The organism is Pseudomonas sp. Tri1, from assembly GCF_017968885.1.
GTDB lineage: Bacteria > Pseudomonadota > Gammaproteobacteria > Pseudomonadales > Pseudomonadaceae > Aquipseudomonas.
Genome location: NZ_CP072913.1, coordinates 3,228,614 through 3,253,782 on the forward strand (window position 1 = coordinate 3,228,614; position 25,169 = coordinate 3,253,782).

General features: G+C 60.7%; 18 protein-coding genes. 12 read left to right on the forward strand and 6 right to left on the reverse strand.

Annotation, left to right across the window (positions count from 1 at the left end):
• Positions 1-12: 12 nt before the first annotated feature.
• Complete coding sequence (gene mexE / locus J9870_RS13805; RefSeq protein ID WP_210644883.1) at positions 13-1,266, reverse strand: multidrug efflux RND transporter periplasmic adaptor subunit MexE; 1,254 nt, start codon at positions 1,264-1,266, stop codon at positions 13-15.
• A gap of 186 nt (positions 1,267-1,452) precedes the next feature.
• Positions 1,453-2,217: an ABC transporter substrate-binding protein gene (locus tag J9870_RS13810; RefSeq protein WP_210645260.1), complete on the reverse strand. Its 765-nt coding sequence runs from the start codon at positions 2,215-2,217 to the stop codon at positions 1,453-1,455.
• A 367-nt stretch (positions 2,218-2,584) separates the two neighbouring features.
• On the opposite strand from J9870_RS13810, the gene J9870_RS13815 reads away from it, so the two are divergent.
• The 4 genes from J9870_RS13815 (at position 2,585) to J9870_RS13830 (ending at position 6,587) form a co-directional block, all read left to right on the forward strand.
• Complete coding sequence (locus J9870_RS13815; RefSeq protein ID WP_210644885.1) at positions 2,585-3,550, forward strand: helix-turn-helix domain-containing GNAT family N-acetyltransferase; 966 nt, start codon at positions 2,585-2,587, stop codon at positions 3,548-3,550.
• 154 nt (positions 3,551-3,704) lie between these two features.
• Positions 3,705-4,325, forward strand: a complete 621-nt coding sequence (locus J9870_RS13820) for a TetR/AcrR family transcriptional regulator (protein ID WP_210644887.1) — start codon at positions 3,705-3,707, stop codon at positions 4,323-4,325.
• Positions 4,326-4,485: 160 nt separating this feature from the next.
• A complete protein-coding gene (locus J9870_RS13825) occupies positions 4,486-5,265 on the forward strand; it encodes a thioesterase family protein (RefSeq protein ID WP_210644888.1) in 780 nt (259 codons plus the stop codon).
• Positions 5,266-5,315: 50 nt separating this feature from the next.
• The gene (locus J9870_RS13830) at positions 5,316-6,587 is read left to right on the forward strand and encodes an outer membrane protein transport protein (RefSeq protein WP_210644890.1); all 1,272 of its coding nucleotides are present in this window, start codon (positions 5,316-5,318) and stop codon (positions 6,585-6,587) included.
• A gap of 78 nt (positions 6,588-6,665) precedes the next feature.
• Here J9870_RS13830 and J9870_RS13835 read toward each other — a convergent pair whose 3' ends face one another.
• The gene (locus J9870_RS13835) at positions 6,666-7,451 is read right to left on the reverse strand and encodes an SDR family oxidoreductase (protein WP_210644892.1); all 786 of its coding nucleotides are present in this window, start codon (positions 7,449-7,451) and stop codon (positions 6,666-6,668) included.
• Between the two features lie 42 nt (positions 7,452-7,493).
• Positions 7,494-8,957 (reverse strand): efflux transporter outer membrane subunit, encoded by a 1,464-nt coding sequence (locus tag J9870_RS13840; RefSeq protein WP_210645262.1) that lies wholly within the window; start codon positions 8,955-8,957, stop codon positions 7,494-7,496.
• Positions 8,958-9,163: 206 nt separating this feature from the next.
• Between J9870_RS13840 and J9870_RS13845 the strand changes: the two genes are divergently transcribed.
• The 3 genes from J9870_RS13845 to fabF are packed head-to-tail and all read left to right on the forward strand — an operon-like array spanning position 9,164 to position 14,692.
• Positions 9,164-10,273 carry an efflux RND transporter periplasmic adaptor subunit gene (locus J9870_RS13845; protein ID WP_210644894.1) on the forward strand — a complete coding sequence of 370 codons (1,110 nt, stop codon included), beginning with the start codon at positions 9,164-9,166 and terminating at the stop codon, positions 10,271-10,273.
• Complete coding sequence (locus tag J9870_RS13850; protein WP_210644896.1) at positions 10,270-13,350, forward strand: efflux RND transporter permease subunit; 3,081 nt, start codon at positions 10,270-10,272, stop codon at positions 13,348-13,350. The genes J9870_RS13845 and J9870_RS13850 overlap by 4 nt, the downstream gene beginning before the upstream one ends.
• A gap of 55 nt (positions 13,351-13,405) precedes the next feature.
• Positions 13,406-14,692, forward strand: a complete 1,287-nt coding sequence (gene fabF, locus J9870_RS13855; RefSeq protein ID WP_210644898.1) for a beta-ketoacyl-ACP synthase II — start codon at positions 13,406-13,408, stop codon at positions 14,690-14,692.
• 220 nt (positions 14,693-14,912) lie between these two features.
• Here the strand turns inward: fabF and J9870_RS13860 are convergent, their stop codons facing one another.
• Both J9870_RS13860 and J9870_RS13865 read right to left on the reverse strand, forming a co-directional pair.
• Entirely contained in the window at positions 14,913-15,620 is a 708-nt protein-coding gene (locus J9870_RS13860; protein WP_210644900.1) for an SDR family oxidoreductase, read from the reverse strand.
• A 58-nt stretch (positions 15,621-15,678) separates the two neighbouring features.
• On the reverse strand, positions 15,679-16,890 hold the full coding sequence (locus J9870_RS13865) for a multidrug effflux MFS transporter (protein WP_210644901.1): 1,212 nt from the start codon (positions 16,888-16,890) through the stop codon (positions 15,679-15,681).
• A gap of 162 nt (positions 16,891-17,052) precedes the next feature.
• Between J9870_RS13865 and J9870_RS13870 the strand changes: the two genes are divergently transcribed.
• The 5 genes from J9870_RS13870 (at position 17,053) to J9870_RS13890 (ending at position 25,089) form a co-directional block, all read left to right on the forward strand.
• Positions 17,053-18,153: a MarR family transcriptional regulator gene (locus J9870_RS13870; RefSeq protein ID WP_210644903.1), complete on the forward strand. Its 1,101-nt coding sequence runs from the start codon at positions 17,053-17,055 to the stop codon at positions 18,151-18,153.
• Positions 18,154-18,276: 123 nt separating this feature from the next.
• The gene (locus J9870_RS13875; protein ID WP_246883121.1) at positions 18,277-20,541 is read left to right on the forward strand and encodes a TonB-dependent receptor; all 2,265 of its coding nucleotides are present in this window, start codon (positions 18,277-18,279) and stop codon (positions 20,539-20,541) included.
• Positions 20,542-20,713: 172 nt separating this feature from the next.
• A complete protein-coding gene (locus tag J9870_RS13880; protein ID WP_210644905.1) occupies positions 20,714-22,429 on the forward strand; it encodes a type I secretion system permease/ATPase in 1,716 nt (571 codons plus the stop codon).
• Between the two features lie 19 nt (positions 22,430-22,448).
• Positions 22,449-23,768: an HlyD family type I secretion periplasmic adaptor subunit gene (locus tag J9870_RS13885; RefSeq protein ID WP_246883122.1), complete on the forward strand. Its 1,320-nt coding sequence runs from the start codon at positions 22,449-22,451 to the stop codon at positions 23,766-23,768.
• Between the two features lies 1 nt (position 23,769).
• Positions 23,770-25,089 carry a TolC family protein gene (locus J9870_RS13890; RefSeq protein WP_210644909.1) on the forward strand — a complete coding sequence of 440 codons (1,320 nt, stop codon included), beginning with the start codon at positions 23,770-23,772 and terminating at the stop codon, positions 25,087-25,089.
• Positions 25,090-25,169 lie beyond the last annotated feature (80 nt).

Genomic DNA, 25,169 nt, shown 5'->3' on the forward strand with positions numbered 1-25,169 from the left:
GGATTCAGTCCCTTAACCGCGTGGGGTGGCAGCGGCCAGCTTGCCTGCCGATCCGGACGCGGCCTTGGACGGCGCGACTTGGGACAGGTTGCTGGCTTCGAGCGCTTTTCGTTGTTGTGCCAGGGCGGCGATGGTTTCTTCGCTGGCCATCGGCACGGTTTCAGGTGTGACTGGCGAACCGGGGCGAGCCCGTTGCAGCCCCTTGACGATGATGGTGTCGTCCTTGCTCAGGCCGCTGCGCACGATGCGCAGGCCTTCGATCTTCGGCCCCAGCTCGACGGCGCGGTAGGCCGGCTTGTTGTCTGCGTCCATCACCAGCACGAATTTCTTGCCCAGGTCGGTGCCCACGGCTTCGTCGTTGATCAGCACGGCGGAATAAGTGCCGCTGCCCACCAACTTCAGTCGGGCATACAGGCCTGGGGTGTAGGCGCCGTCTTTGTTATCGAATACAGCGCGACCACGGATGGTGCCGGTCTGCGGGTTGACCTGGTTGTCGACGAAGTTCATCTGGCCCTGGTGCGGGTTGCCGTCTTCGTTGGACAGGCCCATGTACACCGGCGTGGCCTGGCCGCGTTGGCCCTGGCGGGCGAGTTGGGTGTACTTGAGGAAGACGCGTTCGTCGGCGTCGAAGTAGGCGTAGACCTTGTCGGTGGAGACTACGCTGGTCAGCGGCGTGACATCGGCGGTCACCAGGTTACCAGCGGTGATGTCCGCCCGGCTGACGCGACCACTGATGGGCGAGGTGACGCGGGTGAAGCTCAGGTTCAGCTTGGCCAGGTCCAGTTGCGCTTGGATGGCCGCCGCGGCGGCTCGGGCTTCCTGGGCTGCACTGGTGCGCGAGTCGGCCAGCTCGGCGGAGATGGCATTGCTCAAGCGCAGGCGTTCGCCACGCTGGGCTTCATTCTCGCTACGGGTAGCCGTAGCGCGGGCCTGGGCCAGCTGGGCTTCGAGGCGACGGACCTCAGCTTGGAACGGGCGTGGGTCGATCTGGAACAGCAGGTCGCCTTTTTTGACCAGCGCGCCTTCGGTGAAGGCTACTTCGTCGATCTGTCCGGAAACGCGCGGGCGAATCTCGACCGTTTCCGGAGCTTCGAGGCGTCCGGTGAATTCATCCCATTCGTTGACCGGTTGTTCCAACACCTTGGCCACACTGACTTTGGCCGGCGGCATCGAGGCTGCCGTGTCGGGAGTCTTGCCGCAGGCGCTCATCACCAGCACCGCCAGCAGTGCGAGGGGAAAACGCAGTTTTGAAAGTGAATGTTCCATGGATAGCATCCGCCAATGTATTGAGAATGGGCGGATGATGCGTGGGCGCGGGCAGAGGAACGAATCGAATGAAACAAAGGTAACTATCATTCGGAATGATATAAGCCATCGACAAGCCCTCTAGTACGGGGCTTTTGTTAGGGTGCTATCAATATAGTTGATGGTCAGTGGGCATCCCAGGAAAAGCTATTCCGGCAAGTAGACATCATGGATGCGCTTGATTGAACCATCTTTGCGAAGCGCGTCAACGGCATCGCGCAAGTCCTCCACCATTTTGGGCGAGCATTGCTTGGAGCAGGCCAGGTAGAGATCGGCATGGCTACCGACCTGGCTCATGAGCAGCTTGCGCTTGGACACCTTCGGCCAGATGTACCGACTCTCTGGGACGCCGTTGAACCAAGCGTCGATGCGTCCCATCAATAACATTTGCGCGGGGTTGTCGCCAATGGCCAGCGGATAGATCTGCTCATCGCTGAACCCTTCGCTGCGCAGAATCTGTTCCTGCGCACTGCCCAGGCCGACCCCAATCTTGCGGTAGGTTTCTTTTGCTTGCGCGAAACTGTTCACTTTGCGCTCGAGGCTGAAAAAGGCTCGCTCCATGGGCATGATCGAGGCGATCCAGGTGAAGCGGTCTTCACGTTCCGGTATGCGTGAAAGGGGCGTGATCAAGTGGTCATGCTCCTCGCTCACGTGTTTCTGCGACCTGGCCCAAGGCAGCACATGGATTTTCATGGCATATCCGGCTTTGGTCATGGCCGCCACGGCGACATCGCCCACGACTCCGTAGCCTCGGGGGTCGTTGACAAAGGTCAGCGGGGGAGCATCCAGGATGTGCAGTTCAATCGTCGGGGGTTCGCCGCACGCGTTATGGACAACCAGCAGCGGTAACAACAGACAAAGCCCGCGGAGCGCCTTGGTGGGTACATGCAAAACGCGTGTGATCGGGCTCATGATCAATACTTCAGGCATTTAAAAGGGGGCGCCATTCTACGTGTGCTCGGCGCCGGGAAACATCCGTCCTACAGGCCAATGTGTTCGAACCACCAACAGGCTCGCCACAGTACTTTTATCGGAACACGTCAATGTTGTTGCCTCGGCCTTTATTGCGTGTTTCTGAAGGTATAGATCATCCCATCGACAAAAACCTTGAGCCTTGAAATTTGATGTCGTTTGGAAAGAAGTACGGCTCATGTGTTGATGGATTCAAGGCTAATGGACGATGCGTTCCAAGCGCCTCGATTTGACCGAGGGCAGCCTCAATTGACTGGTTAATAGTTGTGCGCTACAACTAAAAAACGTTTCATTTGAGGTGTCTCTCATGGCTCATCCCCAGCAAGACCTGATTGAAAAAATCCGTTCTGCTTCGCGACTCATGGTCCGAGAGTTGGGGTTCATGCACGCCACGCTGGCTGCGACGGGGTATCCACCGTCATCTGTGCATACGATCGTTGAACTCGGGAATCGTCAGGCATTGACGGCGGTTGAGCTGGTTGAACTGCTTGGCCTGGAAAAATCCAGCGTAAGCCGGATGGTTCGCAAGCTGGTCGAGGCCGGTGAAATTGAAGAAGTTGCCCATGAGGAGGATGCGCGCTTCAAGAAGCTGCGGCTCTCGGCACAGGGCAAGAAGACCCTGCGAGCCATTGATTCGTTTGCCACGAAACAGGTAGGCGAGGCCCTGGGCCATTTACCCCCTGAACAATGGCAAGTGGTGAGTGAAGGCATTGGCAACTATGGCGCCGCCCTACAGACTCAGCGGCTCGGGACACAACCAGCGCCTGTGACCCAATTGGATATTGCCCGTGGTTACCGTCCTGGCATCATCGGCCGCATCGTGCAAATGCATGCGCACTACTATGCGAGATACTTCAGCTTCGGCCAGCCATTCGAGAGCCTGGTTGCTGCGGATATGTCTGACCTGATGGGGCGTTTGCATAACCCCCGCAATGAAGTCTGGGTCGCGTTGGATGACCAGCGAATAGTCGGATCGATTGCTATCGATGGCGAAGCCCAGGGCGGCGAAGCGGTGCTGCGCTTCTTCATTCTGGATGACTCGGCAAGAGGCAAGGGCGCAGGTAAACGCTTGCTGGCTGAAGCCGTGAAGTTCTGTGACGAATGGGGCTTTTGTGCCACGCGGCTCTGGACGTTTCAGGGGCTTGATGCGGCCCGTAACTTGTATGAAGACTTTGGTTTCAAGCTGGAACAGGAGCAAGAGGGGCAACAATGGGGCGCACGGGTTATGGAGCAGTGTTTTGTCCGCTCCGGACTGACCAGCACGAAAACGTGAGCCGACATCCGGCGCATCCAGGGAAGCCTGTAGAAAGTTCGGTTCTTTCATCCCTCGTTGTCCCCCGAAACATTCCTTTCTACGGTCGATTTGTGACGCTATCCCAACAAGGTCACAAGTTGTCAACCGTGTCCAGGGTGCGTAAGCTGCTCCCATGAACCAACCATCGATACATACGCCCAGCACCCGTGGCCCAGCCGACCACGACATCCGAGACCAGATTGTCGCGGCGGCCAACGAGCATTTCAGTCAATACGGCTACGGCAAGACCACGGTATCCGACCTGGCCAAGGCCATCGGGTTTTCCAAGGCGTACATCTATAAGTTCTTCGACTCCAAGCAAGCGATCGGCGAGGCTATTTGTAGCCGCTGCCTGGCTGAGATCGTTGCGGCTGTGGAGCTGGCCATCAGCGAAGAAGGCCTCTCGCCGACGGAGCGTTTTCGACGCCTGGTCAAAACCTTGGTGACTACCGGTGTGAACCTGTTCTTCAATGATCGCAAGCTCTATGACATTGCCGCGTTCTCTGCGTCGGAGCGCTGGCCCAGCTCGCAAGCCTATAACGCACGAATCAAGAGCTTCGTGTTGCAAATCGTGCGAGAAGGACGGGAACTCGGTGAGTTCGAACGCAAGACGCCATTGGACGAGACAGTAGACGCGATCCACCTGGCGCTACGGCCTTTCGTCAATCCTTTGCTGTTGCAGTACAGCCTCGACGTCATCGAAGAGGCCCCCACGCTCACTTCCAATCTCATTTTGCGTAGCCTCATGCCGTGATCATCGGCTGACAGTTTGCAAGCGATACATTCCTCATGGTTTCAACGCTCGGCCATGGTGGGCTGATATAGGGTATTCATTTATCCTGTGCGTGACCATTGACACAAATGGTCACATGAATAAGTATGGCGCATCTGCCCTTGGCCCAAGGAGCGCTGACATGACGAGCTTCGCCCAGTTGCTACAGCAATTCGATCCGGATGCGCCGTTTGTGTCGCCGCCCAACTGGCAGCAGGGCCGTACGATCTTTGGCGGGCTGTCCGCGGCGTTATCGCTGCAAGCGGTTTTGCTTGAGCGTCCGACGGGCTTTCCACCGTTCAAGTCCGCTCAGGTGTCGTTCATCGGTCCGGTCACGCAGGCCCAGACATTTGACGTCAGCGTCTTGCGCCAAGGCCGATCAGTCACCTCGGTATCGGTCGATTGCCTGTCGGGTGATGACCTGGCGTTGCGCACGACTCTGCTGTTCGCTCAGCCGCGAGCGAGCTGTATTACCCATGATGCTTGGGGGCGTCCGTTGGTAGAAGGACCCTCCCGGTACGCTAAGTTGGAGCTGGACAGCCAGATCGCACCGGCCTGTGCCTACAACTTCGAGATGCGTCCCGCGGGCGGTTCGCTCCCGGTATCCGGCGCTGATAATCCGGAATTACTGATGTGGGTACGCCATCTGGATGCGCGGGGTGTAGACCCGGCAGTCGCCCTGATTGCCCTGGCTGACAGTTTGCCGCCGGCTGCCATGGCTTGCTTCACCGAGCCCGCTGCCATCAGTTCCGCGTCCTGGACGATTGACCTGCCGCAGCCCGCTGCCGGTGGGGAGTGGTTCTTGATCAACTCCTTTAGCCAGCAGGCCTTGGAAGGTTACTCGCTGCAGGATATGGAGATCTGGGATGAAAGCGGTCGGCGAGTGCTTTGGGCTCGTCAGACCGTGGCGATTTTTACGTAACACAACCAACCGCTCCATTACTTCAGCTACTGCTTCTTAGAGTTCTAATAATGAAAAAAATATTGCTCAAGACCCCGCTGGGTCTCTCCGTTGTGCTCGCCACTTCTCATGTGTTTGCCAGCGGCTTCGCGCTCAATGAACAAAGCGTCAGTGGGATGGGTTCAGGCTTTGCCGGGCGCTCTTCCTCTGCTGAAGATGCGAGCACGGTCTTTGGTAATCCGGCGGGGATGTCTCGCTTGAAGAAAGAACAGGTCAGCCTGGGGGCGGCGACGCTGTTCACGAAGTCCGAAATAAGCCAGACCCGCAGTACCTTCGGCGGTCAGGATGGCGATGACATGGTGCCAACGACCACAGTGCCGATGGGTTACTACGTCAAACCCGTTGATGAGCACTGGGCGTTCGGCGTTGGTTTTTATGTGCCGTTCGGCTTGATTACCGATTACGGCAGTGATTTCGCCGGGCGTTATTACGCCAACAAAAGCGAGGTCAAGACACTCACGTTCCAGCCGACTGTCAGCTACGCCTTCAACGATACGGTGTCGATCGGGTTCGGTCCCACGATCAATCGTATCAGTGGTGAGATATCTGGGGTGGCGCTCAATCCATTCAGCCCTGGTCGCAATGATGGAAGGCTCAAGAGCACCGGCGACGACACGGCCCTGGGTTTCAACGCGGGGATTCTGGTGCAGGCGACAGACCGAACCCGCTTGGGGCTGACCTACCATTCCAAGGTCAGCTATCACCTGGATGCCAAGACCAAGGTCAGCGACGGCATTTTCAGCCTGGTAGGGGTCAGCGGGCGCAGCTATGACGCCTCGCTGGATGTGGATACTCCGGAATCGGTGGATTTTTCAGTGACTCACCAGCTCAACACCGACTGGACGCTGTACTTGGGCAGCACCTGGACACGCTGGAGCCGCTTCAAGGACCTGACCATCGAAAACTCGGGGCTGCCGCCTTTGTTGAACGCCCAGTTGGGTACCATCAGCGAAGAGCAGAACTGGCATGACACCTGGGCCCACGCTATCGGTACGGCGTATCGGTTGAACAATCAATGGGTACTTCGCTCGGGCCTGTCAGTCGATCAATCGCCTGCCAACAACACCAATCGTGGACCGCGTATCCCTACCGGCGACCGGACGGTGATCAGCTTCGGCGCGGGCTGGACACCGGTGGACAATGTCACGGTGGATGTCGCCTATTCCTATCTGTGGGAAGAGAGTGTGCGGGTCAACGATGCCTCGGCCACCCGGGGTGCCTACAGCTCCAAGTACAAGAACAGTGCAAGTGGTTTCGGGACTTCGGTCAGCTATCGCTTTTGAGTGAGTGCTGCTCTAAAGGCCGGAGCGCATGCTGCCCCGGCCTTTGGTTAGCGTGTACAAGGCCGCTTCATTGCCTGCTCAGGCACCCATGATGCGCGCCATAAGACTCTGGTGAAACCGGCGAGGCGTGGCCCAGGTCAGGACGGTCATAGCCTTGTTGCCAAAGCCTGGTACGACACTTATGCGTCCGGCTTGCAGGGCACGGATTCCTGCCGCTACAACGGGTTGGGGCTGCATCATGACCATTTTCAAGGCTGGCGTAATCGTTTGCCTGGCGCTTTGCGCAAACCCAGTATCCGACATCCCCGGACAAAGCGCTGTCACGATGACGCCGTCGCTTTTGAGTTCACGATGCAACGCATCAGAGAAGCGCAGCACGTAAGCTTTAGCGGCAGAGTAAACGGCAAAATTCTTCACGCCTTGAAAAGACAGCAGGCTGGCGACCATCAGGATATGTCCACGCTTGCGGGCTCGCATGTCTGCCGCGAAGACGTGAGTCAGGGCCGTCAGACTGGCGATATCCAGATCAATCATGGCCAGGGAGCGATCCAGGGGCTGATCCAGGAAAGGCCCCTGCAAGCCATGCCCCGCATTGTTAATGAGCACATCGATCACGACATTGCGCTCGCGCAGCCGCTGGTGCAGTTCGATGACCGCCGGGATCGAAGAAAGGTCTACTTGCTCGACTATGACATCAACGCCGAAACGTTCGCGCAATTGCGCCGATAGCGTTTCGAGTTTATCCAGCCTGCGTGCTACCAGAACGAGAGATTTCCCTTGTGCTGCGTATTGCCGGGCAAACTCCTCGCCAAATCCGCTTGAAGCGCCTGTGATGAGCACCCAGGAGTTATCGTTCGGTTTCATGTCGTTGATCTCGGGTTGTTGCATTGAAAGAAAGGGTATCAGTCATCTAGCTGCCACTGGCTGGGCGTCAGGCGGTTGCCAGCCACCTCCGAGCGATCGAAATGCCGCGACCGCCGCGCGGGCCGACTCCGTTCGTGCTTGGGCCCGGGCATCGGATACCTGTAGCAGCGTCTGGTCGGCATTCAGGACATCGATCAGGCTGGCCGCGCCTTTCTGATAGGCAATGAACGACGATTGCCGAGCCTGGCTCAGCGACGTTTCGCCCTGGGTGAGGGTGGTCGCCTGGGTCTCTCGATTCACCAGCGCAGAGAATGCGTTCTCGACGTCTTCGGTGGCGCGCAGCACGGACTGACGGTAAGCGGCGAGGGCTTCGGCTTCCTGCCCCTTGGCTTGATCGATCTGGGCGTTGATGCGGCCAAAGTCGAAGAGTCTCCAGCGCAGGCCCAGTGCCCCCGATGCCTGGCTGGCGTCGCCAGTGAACAGGTTGCCAGCGGATATGGCCGTGGCACTGCCGAGCAATGCGCTGAGGGAGAATTTTGGGTAGTACTCGGCGATCGCTTCGCCGATGCGGGCGTTGGAGGCCGCGAGGCGGCGCTCAGCGACGATGAGATCCGGCCTGCGACGCAGCAGATCGGCCGGTGTGCCCATGGCAGTTATCTGTGGTGCCGCAGGGATGCTTCCCATCGTTGCCAGTTGCTGGCGGTGGGTGCCCGGCGGCGTGCCGAGCATGACATCCAGCGCGTTCATGGCGGCATCCAGGCCGGTTTGCAGCACCGGTATTGTCGCTTGGACTTGAGACAGAGCCCCCTGGGTCTGGTGGACCTGATAGTTGGCGGCGAGGCCCTTGCTATAGAGCAGTTGGACTTTCTCCAGCAGGTCTTGTTGGGTTTTGACTTGTCGGTTGGTAATGTCCAGTCGAGCCTGCAGCCCGCGCAGGGTGATGTAGATATCGGCGGTCTGCGCGGCGACGGCCAGGCGTGTGGCGGCGGCGCCCGCTTCAGAGGCTTGGTATTCGGCCAGTGCGGCCTCGCGTCCGCGTCGCAGGCCGCCAAAAACGTCTATCTCCCAGCCGGCGTTGAGGTCGAGTTCATAGGCGCTTCCATACCGATCATAGCCCGGCGTCGAGTTCAGCACTTGGCCGAGTGGCGTTTCCACAGACTGTTGGGCGCGCGCGGCTTGACCGGTGATGTTTCCCGAAGGCAGCAACGCGGCATTGGCCGCCCCCAGGCCTGCCCGTGCTTGCGCGACGCGCGCTGCCGCCTGAGCCAGGTCCAGGTTCTGTTCAAGTGCCTTGGCGACGAACTCGGTCAACACCGGATCACCAAAACCCTCCCACCAAGCGACAAGGCTGGCACGCGTAGCGCCGGACCTCTGTTCGACAGAAGACTGCCCCAGGAAACGCGGCGAAAGCGCAGCGTCCGGACGCTGGTAGTCCGGACCGACCGCGCAGCCTGCCATCAAGCTGACACTTACCAAAAGAGCAAGGGGGCGGAGATGCATTGGGATTCCTGGGAGGGTGAATGATTTGTGACCATATTATATTATGGTCACAATCTGTCAATTGATGCTCCTGCCGGCTGATCTAAAGTCAGTCTTGAATACTGGAGAGGTTGCCCAAAGGCTAGGAATCGAACGATATGTGACCATTGACAGTATTGGTCACGAGACTGAGAATGTGGCTCCTGTCCTATTTGCTCAAGTAAAGGGAACCTATGCTCCGGCTCCGACCTGTCACCTTCGCCGCTTGCTTGTTGCCTCTCGTCCTGACGGCGTGTGGTGACGCCACCACCGCTAAAGATCCGCGCACGCTCGCCCCCCTGGTGAGAGTTTCTGAAGTTCAGGGTTCGTCCGATCTATCGCGCTCTTTCACTGGCGTCGTGGCCGCTCGCGTCCAGAGTGACCTGGGTTTCCGAGTGTCGGGCAAGGTACTTGAGCGTCTGGTCGATACCGGCCAGAGCGTCAAGCGGGGGCAGCCGCTCATGCGTCTCGACCCCACCGACTTAGGGTTGCAAGCACGAGCGCAGCAAGAAACTGTCGCTGCCGCCAAAACCCGAGCCAAACAGACTGCGGATGATGAGGCTCGCTATCGCGATCTGGTTGCCGCCGGTGCCATTTCCGCCTCGGGCTACGACCAGATCAAAGCTGCAGCTGATACCGCGAAGGCGCAACTGAGTGCCGCGCAGGCCCAGGCTGACGTGGCTCGCAATGCCTCGAGCTATGCCGTGCTGCTCGCGGACGCCGACGGTGTGGTGATGGAGACGCTCGCCGAGCCCGGGCAAGTCGTCAGCCCCGGTCAAACCGTGGTTCGACTGGCGCGGGCCGGGCAGCGCGAAGCCATCGTGCAGTTGCCAGAGACGCTGCGCCCAGCCGTAGGGGCCACGGCGCAAGCGACGCTTTATGGCAGCACCTCGGGTGCGGTTACCGCGAAGCTGAGGCTGCTTTCGGATTCCGCTGACCGTGTGACGCGCACCTTCGAGGCGCGATATGTGCTTGAGGGCGCTTTGGCCAATGCGCCCCTGGGCTCGACCGTCACCCTTCGGATCGCCGACGGCGCCGTGCAAGGGCCAGTCCTGCAAGTTCCGATTGCAGCCATCTTTGACCCGGGCAAGGGTGCTGGGGTGTGGGTCATCACCGGCGAGCCGGCGAAAGTCAGCTGGCGACCTGTTCAGGTCCTGGGCTTGAGCGACGATGCGGCCCGAGTCGCAGGTGCTCTCAAGGTTGGCGAGCGCATCGTCGGGCTGGGCGCGCATCTGCTGCGCGATGGCGAGGAAGTGCGGTTGATCCAACAAGGTGATGTGAAGGTTGCCGGAGGCCGTCCATGAGCCTCAATTTATCGGCGCTCGCCGTTCGCGAGCGTTCTATCACGGTGTTTCTGATCTTCCTGATCGCCGTCGCGGGCACGCTGGCGTTCTTCCAACTGGGACGTGCGGAGGACCCGCCGTTTACAGTCAAGCAGTTGACCGTCATCACTGCATGGCCGGGCGCGACGGCGCAGGAGATGCAGGACCAGGTCGCCGAGCCGCTTGAAAAGCGCCTGCAAGAACTGAAATGGTACGACCGCACGGAAACCTACACCCGTCCCGGTCTGGCCTTCACCATGGTATCGCTGGTCGATCGCACGCCCCCCTCTCAAGTGCAGGAGGAGTTCTATCAGGCGCGCAAAAAGCTCCAGGACGAAGCACTCAAGTTGCCGGCGGGCGTCATTGGGCCGATGGTCAACGATGAGTTTGCCGATGTGACATTCGCGCTGTTCGCCCTGAAGGCCAAAGGCGAGCCGCAGCGCCTGCTGGTGCGCGATGCTGAGTCGCTGCGCCAGCGTCTGTTGCACGTGGCGGGGGTGAAGAAGGTCAATATTATCGGTGAGCAGGCCGAGCGCATTTTTGTATCGTTTTCCCATGATCGACTGGCCACCTTGGGCGTCTCGCCCCAGGACATCTTTACCGCGCTGAACAACCAGAACCTGCTCACGCCCGCCGGTTCGATCGAAACCAGTGGGCCGCAGGTCGTCCTGCGGGTAGACGGCGCCTTCGATAAATTGGCGAAAGTTCGCGATACACCGCTTGCGATCCAGGGGCGGACGCTGAAGCTGTCGGACGTGGCGACGGTCGAGCGAGGCTATGAAGATCCCGCTACTTTCCTGGTGCGTAATAACGGTGAAGAGGCGCTGTTGCTGGGGATTATCATGCGCGAGGGCTGGAACGGTCTGGACCTGGGTAAGGCGCTGGACGCGGAGACCACCAAGATCAATGAAGGCATGCCACTGGGCATGACGCTGACCAAGGTCACCGATCAATCGGTGAATATCGACTCGGCCGTCGGCGAGTTCATGGTCAAGTTCTTTGTCGCATTGCTGGTGGTGATGCTTGTCTGCTTCCTCAGCATGGGCTGGCGGGTCGGTGTGGTGGTCGCGGCAGCGGTGCCGTTGACCTTGGCCGTGGTGTTTGTGGTGATGGCGGCCACCGGCAAGAACTTCGACCGTATCACCCTTGGGTCGCTTATCCTGGCGCTCGGGCTGTTGGTGGACGACGCCATCATCGCCATCGAGATGATGGTGGTGAAAATGGAGGAGGGCTACGACCGGATCAAAGCCTCCGCGTATGCCTGGAGTCATACCGCCGCGCCGATGTTGTCCGGTACGTTGGTAACGGCTATCGGCTTCATGCCCAACGGTTTCGCGCAATCGACCGCCGGCGAATACACCAGCAACATGTTCTGGATCGTCGGCATCGCCCTGATCGCCTCCTGGGTCGTCGCGGTGGCCTTTACTCCTTACCTGGGGGTGAAGCTGTTGCCGGAGATCAAGCAGGTCGAGGGCGGTCACGCGGCCATCTACAACACCCGTCATTACAATCGCTTTCGCCAGGTTCTCACGCGAGTCATTGCCCATAAATGGTGGGTGGCCGGCACGGTGATTGCGACGTTCGTCGTGGCAATTCTTGGCATGAGTCTGGTCAAGAAGCAGTTTTTCCCCACCTCGGACCGCCCAGAGGTGCTGATCGAAGTGCAAATGCCGTATGGCACCTCAATCGAGCAAACCAGCGCCACCACCGCCAAAGTCGAGGCCTGGCTGCAAAAGCAGGATGAGGCAAAAATCGTCACCGCCTACATCGGCCAAGGCGCGCCACGTTTCTACCTGGCGATGGCGCCGGAGCTTCCTGATCCATCGTTCGCCAAGATTGTGGTGCTGACGGGCAGCCAGGAGGCCCGTGAAACGCTCAAGTTCCGCCTGCGCGAGGCGGTCGCCGAGGGGCTCGCTCCCGAGGCGCGGGTGCGGGTGACTCAGTTGGTGTTCGGTCCTTATTCGCCATTCCCGGTTGCCTATCGGGTGATGGGGCCTGATCCGTGGAAATTGCGCGAGATTGCCGATCAGGTACGAGACGTCATGCACGCGAGCCCGTTGATGCGCACCGTCAATACCGACTGGGGCCCACTGACGCCAACGTTGCACTTCACTCTGGATCAAGACCGCTTGCAGGCGGTGGGCCTGACCTCGAATGCGGTCGCCCAGCAGCTGCAGTTCCTGCTCTCGGGGGTACCGATCACCGCGGTTCGCGAGGACATTCGCTCGGTGCAGGTAGTCGGTCGCGCGGCCGGTGATATCCGCCTCGATCCGGCCAGGATAGAAGGCTTTACGTTGGTGGGCGCAGCGGGGCAGCGTATCCCGCTGTCCCAGATCGGCGAGGTCGATGTGCGCATGGAGGATCCGATCCTGCGGCGGCGCGATCGCACGCCGACCATCACCGTGCGCGGCGACATCGCCGAAGGCTTGCAGCCACCGGATGTCTCCAGCGTGATCATCAAACAACTGCAGCCGCTGATCGACAGCCTTCCTGACGGCTACCGGATCGAGCAGGCGGGAGCCATCGAGGAATCGGGCAAGGCGGGCAGGGCGATCGTGCCGCTGGTCCCGATCATGGTTGCCCTGACGCTGCTGATCATCATTGTTCAGGTGCGCTCGATCTCGGCCATGATCATGGTGTTCTTCACTGCACCGCTGGGGTTGATTGGCGTGGTACCGACCCTGTTGATCTTCCAGCAGCCATTCGGGATCAACGCCTTGGTCGGCCTGATCGCACTCTCGGGCATCCTGATGCGCAACACGCTGATCCTGATCGGGCAGATCCATCACAACGCGCAAGAAGGCCTGGACCCGTTCAATGCGGTAATCGAGGCCACCGTACAACGGGCCCGCCCAGTGTTGCTGACGGCACTGGCGGCCATCCTGGCGTTCATTCCGCTGACGCACTCGGTTTTCTGGGGAACGCTGGCCTACACACTGATCGGTGGCACGTTCGTCGGCACCATCATGACGCTGGTGTTCCTGCCGGCGATGTATTCCATCTGGTTCAAGATCCGCCCTGGCCATAGCGTCCTGACTGAAACCGCAAGACTGGCGTAACGAGCGAGCGCTGCTTGCTTGTAGTGGTCGTCGACTGAGAAACGAAGAGGTTTTTATGATTACTCCTGAAGGTCAAAAGCGAATCGTCGTCACCGGCGTCGGCATTGTCGGGCCGTTGGGCTGTGGCGTAGAAGAGGTCTGGCAGAGGTTGCTCGCCGGGCGCTCTGGCATTCGTCACCTGCCCGACGATATCACTGAGGGGACAGGGGTCGCAGTAGGCGGCCGGGTGCCGTCCCTGGACGTGGATGCCGTGGCGGGTTACGACCCGGAGCGCATTATCTCGCCCAAGGATCGCAAGAAAATGGACCGCTTCATCGAGTTCGCCTTGGTGGCCGCCGATGAAGCCTTGGCCCAGGCAGGCTGGCATCCGACCGAAGCCTGGGACCAGGAACGCACCGCGACGATCATTTCATCGGGCGTGGGCGGCTTTGGCACGATTGCCGACGCCGTGCGCACCACCGATGCGCGTGGCCCGCGGCGCTTGTCACCGTTCACCGCGCCGGCCTTTCTCGCCAACATGGCGGCTGGACAGGTTTCCATCAAGCACGGTTTCAAGGGGCCTCTGGGTGCGCCCGTGACGGCTTGTGCTGCCGGGGTGCAGGCCATCGGCGATGCCGCCAGGCTCATCCGCAGTGGCGAGGCGGATATCGCCTTGTGCGGCGGGACCGAAGCGGCGATAGACCGGGTGACCCTGGGCTGTTTTGCGGCCGCCCGCGCACTCTCCACCGGGTTTGCCGAGCATCCGCAGCAAGCGTCGCGGCCCTTTGACCGTGATCGCGATGGTTTCGTCATGTCCGAAGGTGCCGGTCTGCTGGTGATCGAATCGCTGGAACATGCCCTGGCGCGGGGCGCCAAGCCCCTGGCAGAACTGGTCGGCTATGGCACCAGTGCCGATGCCTACCACCTGACGGCAGGTCTGGCAGATGGCAGCGGCGCACGACGGGCGATGGAGCAGGCACTGCGCCAGGCCGCCGTCAGCCCTGACGATGTGCAACATATCAACGCCCACGCCACCTCCACCCAGGTCGGCGACAGCGGGGAACTGGCCGCGATTCGCTCGGTGTTCGGAGCCGATTCCGGGGTGGCGATCACCTCCACCAAATCCGCCACTGGGCATCTGCTGGGGGCGGCGGGGGGTATCGAGGCGATCTTCACGGTGTTGGCGCTTCGTGATCAAGTGGTGCCACCAACCCTGAACCTGCTTCACCCCGACGAGGCCGCCGAGGGGCTCGATCTGGTTGCCCTCAATGCCCGGAAGATGCCGATCACCCACGCGCTTTCGAATGGATTCGGGTTTGGCGGAGTCAATGCCAGCGTGCTGTTTCGGCGCTGGGAGGCTTGATCCGGCACGGTCAACATTGATGCGGGCTGACCCACCGCTATCGCGAGCAAGCTCGCTCCCACTGGGGTCTATGGTGAACACAGGATTTGTGAGCGCCCCTGAACCCATGTGGGAGCGAGCTTGCTCGCGATGACGGCGACACATCCAAAATCAATGCAAACTGACCCATTGCCATCGCGAGCAAGCGCGCTCCCACAAAGATCTGTGGGAGCGTTTGGTTTCAGGAGATCGGCCGCAGGTAGATGCCGTTACTCAGGTTCTGCTTGAGTTGCTGGCTGGTCTCGTCCGCCAACACCTCCGGCAGACCGTTGATCACCCCATCCAGTACGCGCTGGGCCACATCCTGAGGCGACGCCTTTGGCACGCCTTCGATACCCCGTGTCATGTCTGTGTCCACGAACGCGACATGCACGCCCACTACCAGCGTGTCCTGGGCTGCCAATTGCAGGCGCAGCCCATTGGTGAGCGACCAGGCGGCTGCTTTGCTGGCCGAATAGGTGAGGGTGCCGGGAAGGTTTACCCAGCTCAGGGCCGAATGCATGTTGACGATGGCGCCGCCGCCGTTCGCGGCAAGGATTGGCGCGAAAGCCAGGCTGGTGGCCAGCGGAGCGACTGCGTTGGTTTCAAACTCGTGGCGAAGGGTTGCCAGGCTGTTGCTGTCCTGGTCTTTGCTGTCGAATCCACTGATGCCCGCGTTGTTGATCAGCAATGTCAGATCCGGTGCGCTTGCGACAACGGCCGTAATGTCTTCAGGGCGAGTGACGTCGAGTTTCAGCGGCACCACATTGGCTTGGGCTTCGATGGTGGCCGGGTCACGTGCCGCGGCATACACCTTTGCGGCGCCCGCCGCGAGAAGTGCCTGCACGAATGCCTTGCCCAGGCCACGGTTAGCCCCGGTCACCAGCGCCACACTGCCTTTGATTTGCATGTCGGTTCTCCAATGATTGACGAAAAAAAACAAAGCGATGCATGAGCGCCTTACCGGTTTACTTCGCGAGACGGCCTCGCAGAACAAACAAGATCCATGCAATCAGGCAGGCCGTCGCCTGAATGCCCCCCAGCGTTGTGACGGGTGCAAAGGTCAGCACCGAGGCCAGCCAGGTGGTCAGCGCAGCGGCGCCCATGGAGACAAAACCCAGCAACGCGGAGGCCATCCCGGCCTCTTTGCCGAAAGGCTGCATGGTGATGGCCGTGCCGAGCGGATTGGCGAGCCCCATGCCCCAGAGAAACGTGACCATCGACAAGGCGTACCAGCCGAGGCTCGGATCGACCGGGCCCACGAGAAGCAGGCTGCCGCCTCCCATGGCGCAGGCAATGCCCGCCAGCGTAATGATCCGGGAGCCGTGGCGGTGCGCCAGGCGCGGAGCCGCCATGCCGGCGGCGAACACGACGAACACCGTAGAGGCGAAGTACACGCCGGTCTGCAATGACGTCAGGCCAATTCCCTTCATCAGGATGGCCGGGGCTGCGGCGAACGATGCAAACAACCCACTCATCAACAGGCTTACCGAAACGGCCGGAAGGATGAAGCGCCTATCCAGTGCCAATTTCCGGTAGGCGAGTACGACGCTCTTGGCTGAATGCGCAGCCCTGCGGTCGACGGGGTGGGTTTCTCCCAGGCTCTGGGCATAGAAGAAGGCCAGTGCGGCGGCGGCCAGCCCTACCAGGACAAAGATGGCGCGCCATCCGAGCGTGGCGGACAGCAGGCTGCCAACCAGTGGCGAAAAACCTGGCGCAGCGGCGGTGGCGATCATGGTCAAGGACAAGGCGCGAGCCAGCGTCTCGCCTTCAAACAGATCCCGCGCGATGGCGCGTGACAACACCGAGGCGGCACACACACCCAGGGCCTGGATGATGCGCCCTGCGATCAGTATCGCGAGTGTGGAGGCCAAGCCTGCGATGACGGTACCGGCGATAAAAATGCAGAGCCCACCCAGTACCAGTTTCTTGCGACCGTAGCGGTCGGCCAACGGCCCGACCACCAACTGCCCCAGTGCGAAGGTGATGAAGAAGCTGGACAACGTCAGGCCGAGCTCCCTTGCACTCACCCCGAGGTCTTCACCGATGGCCGGGAACGCCGGGAGGATGATATTCGTGGACAACATGCTGATGGCTGCCAGGCCTGCAAGCAGGGCCACAACCTTCCCGGTCAGCGGTTGGACGGTTTGAGTCGGGGCAGTCGCAACAGTTGTCGTCATGGATTGACACCTTTGGGTTTGTCGGTGCGGTTGGGGTAGATCGGACCGGTAGAGGCAAAGTCGGCTTGATCTTCCTTTCAGTGTTTATGATGATCGTAATATTGCAGATTCGAGCATGATGGTCATCATGCAATCCGTCAAGTTCGAGATTGGAGGTTTTTCATGAGGTATCCCCCAAACCAGACTGCAGAGCGGCGCGAGAAGATCCTGGAGGAGGCGTCCCGGCTATTTCGTGGCAGGGGTATCGCCGGGGCGAGCATTTCCGAGGTCATGAAGGCGTCAGGCCTGACCCATGGTGCGTTCTATGCGCACTTCGACTCCAAGGACGCGCTGGTCTGTGCCAGCCTCGAACGCGCAATGGACCAGTTGGCGCTCCAGCTGCGGGAAACTGTCTACGGCAGCGATGTGCCCAAGGAGGCTTTCCTGGACAGATACCTCAGCCAGAGTCACCGCGATCACCCCGAAGCCGGGTGCGCGATGCCTGCGCTGGCCATCGATGTTTCCCGTGAACCGGGGATGCGCCGGTCCTTCACGAGCCGGGTGGTCGGGATGATCGACTTGCTCGCCTCCAGGCTTCCCTGGCGGCGTGATCGCTCCAGGGAAGACCAAGCGATTGCCTTCCTGTCGGCGATTGTCGGCGCGATGGTGCTCGCTCGCGCGGTGGATGAACCGCAGTTATCGGATCGAATTTTACGCGCGACGCGTGATGAGCTACTTGGCGTCGATAAGCCGTCTGGGCGGGTGGCAGAGGCGTCGCAGGCTAGCCAGTCAAACTCGGATTTAACTAGCGTGCTAGATAATGTTGAGCTATGGAACTCCGTGTCTGCTCATAAATCCACAGCCCCTCGTGAAGTGGGAGGGCAGTTGTCCTTTGCTTTGTACGACGCGGCCAATCGGATGATTCGCCTGCACAAACCCTTATTGGAACCACTGGGGCTGACGTTCCCCCAATACCTCGTGCTGTTGGAATTGTTCGCTGATGCGCCCAGGACCGTAGGCGACCTGGGCGCCAGGCTCGCTATGGATACCGGGACGATCACGCCGTTGCTCAAGCGTCTCGAGGCATCGGGCATGGTGACTCGAACCCGAGACAAAGACGACGAGCGCCGCGTGCTGATTGCGCCGACCGACGCCGCGCTAGCGTTGAGTAAAGAACTCTGGGTTGTGACCGATAAGATCAAGGCCGCTTGCCAGCTTGATGACGATGGGCAGGAGGCACTCCGTGACACGCTTAACGCTTTCGTACGTCCCGCTGGCGGATGAGCGGGGTCGTCTCTCCCCATTGACGAGGATCGAGTAGTGCGCAAAGGCTGCCCGCTCTATGTTGCGTGTCTTTTCTATCTGAGTGGGGTGCGAGCTGCAGAATATCCGGTCGCTGAACAGGCGGTGCCCCGTCTCGATTCAGCCCTGGTGCTCGACGAGGTGACGGTCACTGCGCGGCGCCGCGAGGAGTCCCAGCAGGCAGTTCCAATCAGCATGAGCGTACTCAATGGCGAGCAGTTGAACGATGCTGGCCTCTACCGAGTCGAGGATCTGCAGCAGCGCGTACCGAGCCTGCTGGTGACGGTGCCCAGCGCACGTTACGCCAGCTACGGCATTCGCGGGCTTGGCTCGAGCGCCTATAACGATGGTATCGACGGCAGCGTCGGGGTGTTTCTCGATGGGGTGTATCTGGGTCGCCAGGGCATGTCGCTGGGCGATCTGGTCGATATCGAGCGCGTCGAGGTGTTGCGCGGGCCGCAGGGCACTTTGTATGGCAAGAACACCACGGCAGGGGCGATCAACGTCAGCAGCCGCGCGCCGACCTTCGAACCGCAGGGCAGTGGCGAGGTGTCAGTCGGTGAAGAGGGTTTGCGTCAGTATCGCGGTACGGTTTCAGGTGCGCTGATCGACGGCGTATTGGCCGGGCGCCTGACCGGCTACGACGTGGAGCGCGACGGGCTCATCGATAACCGCTACGACGGCAGCCACTTCGGCGATCAGAATCGCCAAGGTTTGCGCGGCCAGTTGCTGTGGACGCCGAGCGAAGTGTTCAGCGCGCGCCTGATCGGCGAGTACGGCTGGCAAGACGAACAGGCCGGTGCTTATGCGGCCAGCAACTACAGCGAGTCGACCATCAAGCGCGCCGCTTTCGTCGGCTATCGTCTGTTACCTGTCGACCCCTATGCACGCCGCGTGCAGCAAGATGAACCGAACAGCATCAAGACATTGCAGACCGGTGCTTCACTGGAGCTGAACTGGCTGTTGGACAGCGGGGCCACGCTGACCAGCATCAGTGGCTACCGGGATTGGACCTATGACGCCGATCAGGATGGCGATGGCATGGCGCTGTCCATCGCCGAAAACGCCGCCGTGCAGCTCAATCACCATCAATTCAGCCAGGAGTTGCGGCTGGCCGACTCGCCCAACGAGCACCTTGACTATGTGGTTGGGCTCTATTATTTGCGGCAGAAGTTGAACCGTGAGGTGGATGTGCGCTTCGGCAAGGACGCTGCGGCTTACTTTCTGGGGGATCGACCGGAAATCGATGCGCTCGGTATTACCCCTGGGATGATTCCTGCCTCGCTGCTGGAGGGCGCGCAACAGGCCTTTGATGGCGAGCAGCGCAGCGACAGTCGCGCGGTGTTCGGTCAGCTCACCTGGCATGTCACCGAGCGCCTGGCCGTTACACCGGGGCTGCGTTACACCCGCGAGAGCAAGCAGGGCTGGATTTCGCGCAGCGTCTCGGGATTGGCGCCGCTCGGGCCGGACCTGGTGTCGCAGGTGGCGGGGCCCTTGCTGCGTAGCACCGCACTCGGCGGCGAGTATTACCGGCGTGATGCGATCGAAGAGGGCAACCTCTCCGGGCAGTTGACCATCAGCTACCAGTTTCGCGATGACCTGCTCGGTTATGCCAGTTGGTCGCGTGGCTACAAGGCTGGCGGGATCAACCTTGAGGTGATCGACCCCAACGCCGAGTCGACGTTTGATGCAGAGCGGGTGAGCTCGCTCGAGGTTGGGGTCAAGCAGGGTTTCTGGAACGACCGGGGGCAGCTCGATGTGGCCGTGTACCAGACGGATGTCGACGATTACCAGGCACTGACCAACCGTGCGCCAGCCAGCCCGTTCGCCCCGCCGATCCGCGACAACCTGATCAATGTGGGCAAGGTGCGCCTGCGAGGCATCGAGCTGGATGCCCTGCTGCGGGCCAGCGAGCGGATCGACCTGCGGCTGGGCATCGCCTGGAGCGACGCACGCTACCGTGAGTTTCCCAATGCCCCCTGTTCACCGGCCAGCGCGCAGTGGTCCTGCGACTTGAAAGGCCAGCGGCTGTTCAACGCGCCAGAGTGGAATGCCAATGCCGGGGTCGACTATCGCCACCCACTGGAGCATGGCTTGGAGCTGTTCAGCGGCCTCGACTACTCATTTCGCAGCGGTTACTACGGCGCACTCGAAGGCGGCCCGGGCAGCTACCAACCGTCCTATGGGCTGACCAACCTGCGTCTTGGGTTGCGCCGCAGCAACAGGCGCTGGGAAGCCGAGTTGTGGGCACGCAACCTGTTCGACGAGCACTACATCACCGCGGTGTACGCCAAGCTGGGCGCGGGTGACTACGGGGTGCTGACCGGCGATCCACGTAGCGTCGGCATGACCTTGCGTACGCGTTGGTAGTAAACCGCAGTTGCCCCCTTCAGAACCGCCCACCGGTGCCGATACAACGCGCGTAGGTCCTATTACGCAGGGCGCCAGAGGTGTCCCGCTGAAAACTCCCAGGGCGTTCGTTCGCCTGTATCCACTACGTTTTTTGCAGGTTTGTACATAAGCGGACCTCAGGTAATAAACCATGTCAGCCCACCCCAGGACCGAGCTGGAAAGTGCCCTTGCCGCCTGCAAAGGCAGTTTTCTTTCCGTTGGTTTTTTCAGTTTCTTCGTCAACTTGCTGATGCTGGTGCCATCGTTCTACATGCTGCAGGTGTATGACCGCGCCGTAGGTAGTGCGAGCCTGTCGACGCTGTTGATGCTGACGCTGATCATGTTGCTATTGATGGTGACGATGGGAGGGCTGGAATGGGTTCGCTCGCGGATCATGGTGCGAATCAGCACTCGCCTGGACACGCTACTCGGCCAGCGTCTGTTCGATGCCAGTTTCAGGCAGGCCCTCAATACCTGCGGCATGAGCGCCACGGCCCAGCCATTGAGCGATTTGAATGCATTGCGCCAGTTCCTGACGGGTAACGGCCTGTTTGCGTTTTTCGACACGCCCTGGATTCCGATCTACCTGGCCGTCATGTTCATTTTTCATCCTTGGTACGGCTGGATGGGGGTATTGAGCGCGGTGCTGTTGGCGGCGTTGGCCTTCGTCAACGAAAAGCTCACCCGTGGCCCGCTGCAAGCGGCCAACCTTGGGCAGATGGCGGCCACTGCTTTCACCAATAAAAGCTTGCGCAATGCCGAAGTGGTCGAGTCCATGGGCATGCTTGCAAGTCTGCGTCAGCGCTGGAGCGGGCAAACCCATAAGGTCCTGACCCTGCAAAGCCTGGCCAGCGACCGCGCCACGACCATTTCGGCGGTGTCCAGGACGTTCCGTCAGATCGTTCAGTCGCTGGTGCTGGGCCTGGGCGCTTACTTGACGATCAATCATGAGATTTCCTCGGGAATGATGATTGCCGGCTCCATTTTGTTGGGCCGCGCGCTGGCGCCTATCGATCAGCTGATCGGCGTGTGGAAAGGCTTTCTTGGCGCACGCTCGCAATATGCCCGGCTGCACGAACTGTTAGTCAAGATTGCCGCCGAGCCTGAGCGCATGTCGTTGCCAGCGCCGAAAGGGGCGATCCGGGTCGAGGGGCTTACGGTGGCATCCCCGCACGGCGGCAAACCGATTATTCGCGGCGTGGAGTTTCAGGTACCCGCCGGGGAGGTAGTAGGCATCATTGGGCCCAGCGGTGCAGGAAAGTCGACCCTGGCCAGGGCATTGCTGGGGATCTGGCCGAGCCAGGCCGGCACCGTACGCCTGGACGGCGCGAACATCAGCCAATGGCGGCGGGACGAACTGGGCCCGTACCTCGGTTATCTGCCGCAGGACATTGAGCTGTTCGAGGGCACCATCAGCCAGAACATCTCGCGCTTCGGTCCGGCGGATGCGCCAGCGGTGGTCGCCGCCGCACGCATGGCCGGCGTCCATGAGCTGGTACTGCAACTGCCCGAGGGCTACGACACCGTGATCGGAGCCAATGGTGGTGGGTTGTCCGGCGGCCAGCGTCAACGCATCGCACTGGCTCGCGCCTTGTACGGTGAGCCGCGCCTGGTGGTGCTCGATGAGCCGAACTCCAACCTGGATGAGGCTGGAGAAAAAATGCTTGCAGAGGCCCTGCGAAAGCTCAGGCAAAGCGGTGCCACGGTATTTGTCATTACGCACCGGTCCGGAGTGTTGGCACAGGTGGATAAATTGCTGGTGCTCAATCATGGCGAGCTCAGCCTGTTCGGCCCGCGCGACAAGGTCCTGGCGCGACTGCAGGGCACCGGGCCTGCGGTCCATGTCGCTAGCGCGATTCAATCGTAAGAGGCCGATGAGCAATTTTATGCAAAACAGTCAGTACTCATCCGCCGCGCCAACCGGGCTGCCCATCGATGACGTGCCGGTACGGCGTATCGGTTACCTCATGCTGCTGGTGACCTTTGGCCTGTTCGGCGGCTGGGCTACCCTGGCGCCGCTCGACAGCGCCGCACTCGCGCCGGGCGTGGTCACGGTCAAAAGCTACCGCAAGACCGTACAGCATCTTGAAGGCGGCATCGTGCGCGAACTGCGTGTACATGACGGCGACCGGGTGAAAGCCGGCGATGTGTTGCTGGTGCTCGACAACACCCAGGCGCGTTCGGAAATGGAAGCCATGCGTAGCCAGTTGATCGCCGCGCTCGAACTGCAGGCCCGGTTGGTTGCTGAACGTGACTCGTTGGCCGAGCCTCCGCCCGAGCCAACACTGGATCCCACCGACCCGCGCGTGCGCGAGGCCCGCGACAGTGAAGCGCGGATTTTCCAGACCCGGCGGACCTCGTTGCTGGGCGAAATCGGCTTGCAGGAGAAGTCCATCGGGCAGATCGAGGAACAGATTCGCGGCCTCAAGGCCATCATCGCCAGCAAACAGACATTGGCGGCGTCCTATCAAGAAGAAATTGTCGACTTGCGTGCATTGTTGGCCGAGGGCTACGTGGACAAGCAGCGCCTGCGCGAGCAGGAGCGCAGTCTCTCGCGTCTGCAGGCCGAAATAGCCGAGAGCCAGTCCGAGATTGCGCGAGCGCGGGTCCATATCGACGAAGCGCAGTTGAAAATACTGCAACTGAAAAAGACCTTTGCCACCGAGGTTGCTGGCCTGCTGGGGGATGCGCGGAGCAAGGTTTATGAATTGCGCGAGCGCCTGGCCAGCTTGCAGGACCGCGACCAACGCACCGATATCCTGGCGCCCGAGTCAGGGATGGTCATGGGCATGACCCAGCACACCCCCGGCGGCGTGGTCAGTCCAGGCACTGCGCTGCTGGACATCGTCCCGGCCAACGAAGAGTTGATCGTCGAAGCACAGGTTTCGCCGATGGACATCGACCGCATCGCGCTGGGCAAGCTGGCACACATTCGCTTCAGTGCGTTCAAGAACAGCACCACGCCGGTCATGGAGGGAAAACTGCTGCAAATCTCGGCCGATCGCCTGATCAACAAGGACACCGGTGCAGCCTATTACCTGGCCCGGGTGGCCCTGACGGAAAACGGACGACAAGCCCTGGGCGATCTCACGCTGGTGCCGGGAATGCCGGTCGAAGTACTGATCAACACCGGCGCGCGGACGTTGTTGCAGTACTTGATGCAACCTGCCAGCAATGCATTCGCCCGTTCGCTGATCGAGGACTGACATGAAGTCCTTGATCGCGCTGTGCCTGGCCGTCATGCCGCTTGGCGCCCTGGCTGACAACACTTATATCGACCTGTGGCAACTGCATCAGGAAGCGCAGGGCGCTGATCCGCGTATCCTGCGGGCGCAGGCGCTGATCCGTAGCGGCGAGGGCAACGAACGGGCGGCCTTTGGGCAATTGCTGCCGCAGCTCAACGCCAGCGGCAGCGTCAATCGCAGCCGGCGTGACGACAACCTGGAGCGTATCCAGTACAACGGCAAACGCATGGCGCTGATGCTCAATCAGGTGATCTACGACCCGCAGGTCTGGCGCAGCTACCAGAAATACGTAGAGCTGGCCCGCCAGGGCGAATACGAATCCGATGATACCCGGGTACAGGCCAGCATTGACCTGTCCGAGCGCTACTTTGCCGTTCTCGCGGCGGAGGATGAATTGTCTCTGGTGCGCAGCGAGCTGGATGCGACCGAACGTAACCTCAAGCGAGTCAATGCCCTGTATGCGCGCCAGATGGCGATGGTGACCGACACGCTTGACCTTGAGGCGCGAGTGGACGCGCTCAAGGCTGACGAGATCGAAGCCAGCAACAAGGTCCTGGTCAGCCGTGAAGCGATTTCCGAACTGGTGGGGCGCGATGTCCGGGAACCGCTCAAGCGCATCGGTGACAATCCGGCCTTCAGCCTGCCCGCGCAGGCGCAGGATTACTGGGTGCAGACGGCACTGGACAGCAACCCGGCACTGCACGCCCGCGAGCACAGTATCCGCGCCGCCGATGCAGCGATTGGCGAAGCCAAGGCCGGCCATCTGCCCCGGGTCGGTCTGAACTTGATGGCGCAGCGTAGCGATATCGGCTATGAGGGGGCGTTGACGCCTCGCTCGGACAACCTCGTCGCGTCCCTTGATTTGCAGGTGCCGCTCTACAGTGGTGGCTCAACCCGCGCCCGAGTGTCGACGTCGGAAAGCGACAAGGAAATCGCCGAGCAAGAGTTGGAAGCCTTGCGGCGTCAGGTCATCAAGGAAACCCGCACGGCTTACCTCGGCATGACGGCCGAACTCAGCCGAATCAAGGCGACGCGTCGTGCGTTGGAATCGGCTGAAAAGTCACGGACCGCCACGGAGAAAGCCTTTACTTACGGCGTCAAGAACGCCGTCGATGTCTTGGATAGCATCAAGGAAGAGTTTCGCGCACGGCGTGATTTCTATCAGTCCCAATACAGGTTCGTGACCAGCTTGCTTGTGCTGCAACGCTGGAGTGGGAGATTGGGCGATGGGGAAATTCGCCAGGCCAACGAATGGTTGGTTGCGCCATTGTCATCGGGTTAGCGGTTAAAAAAGCAGTGGCTAAGTGATATCAAAGCTGCAATTTCTCAGGCAAAATAAACCTTTGTAGCGGCCGCATCCCA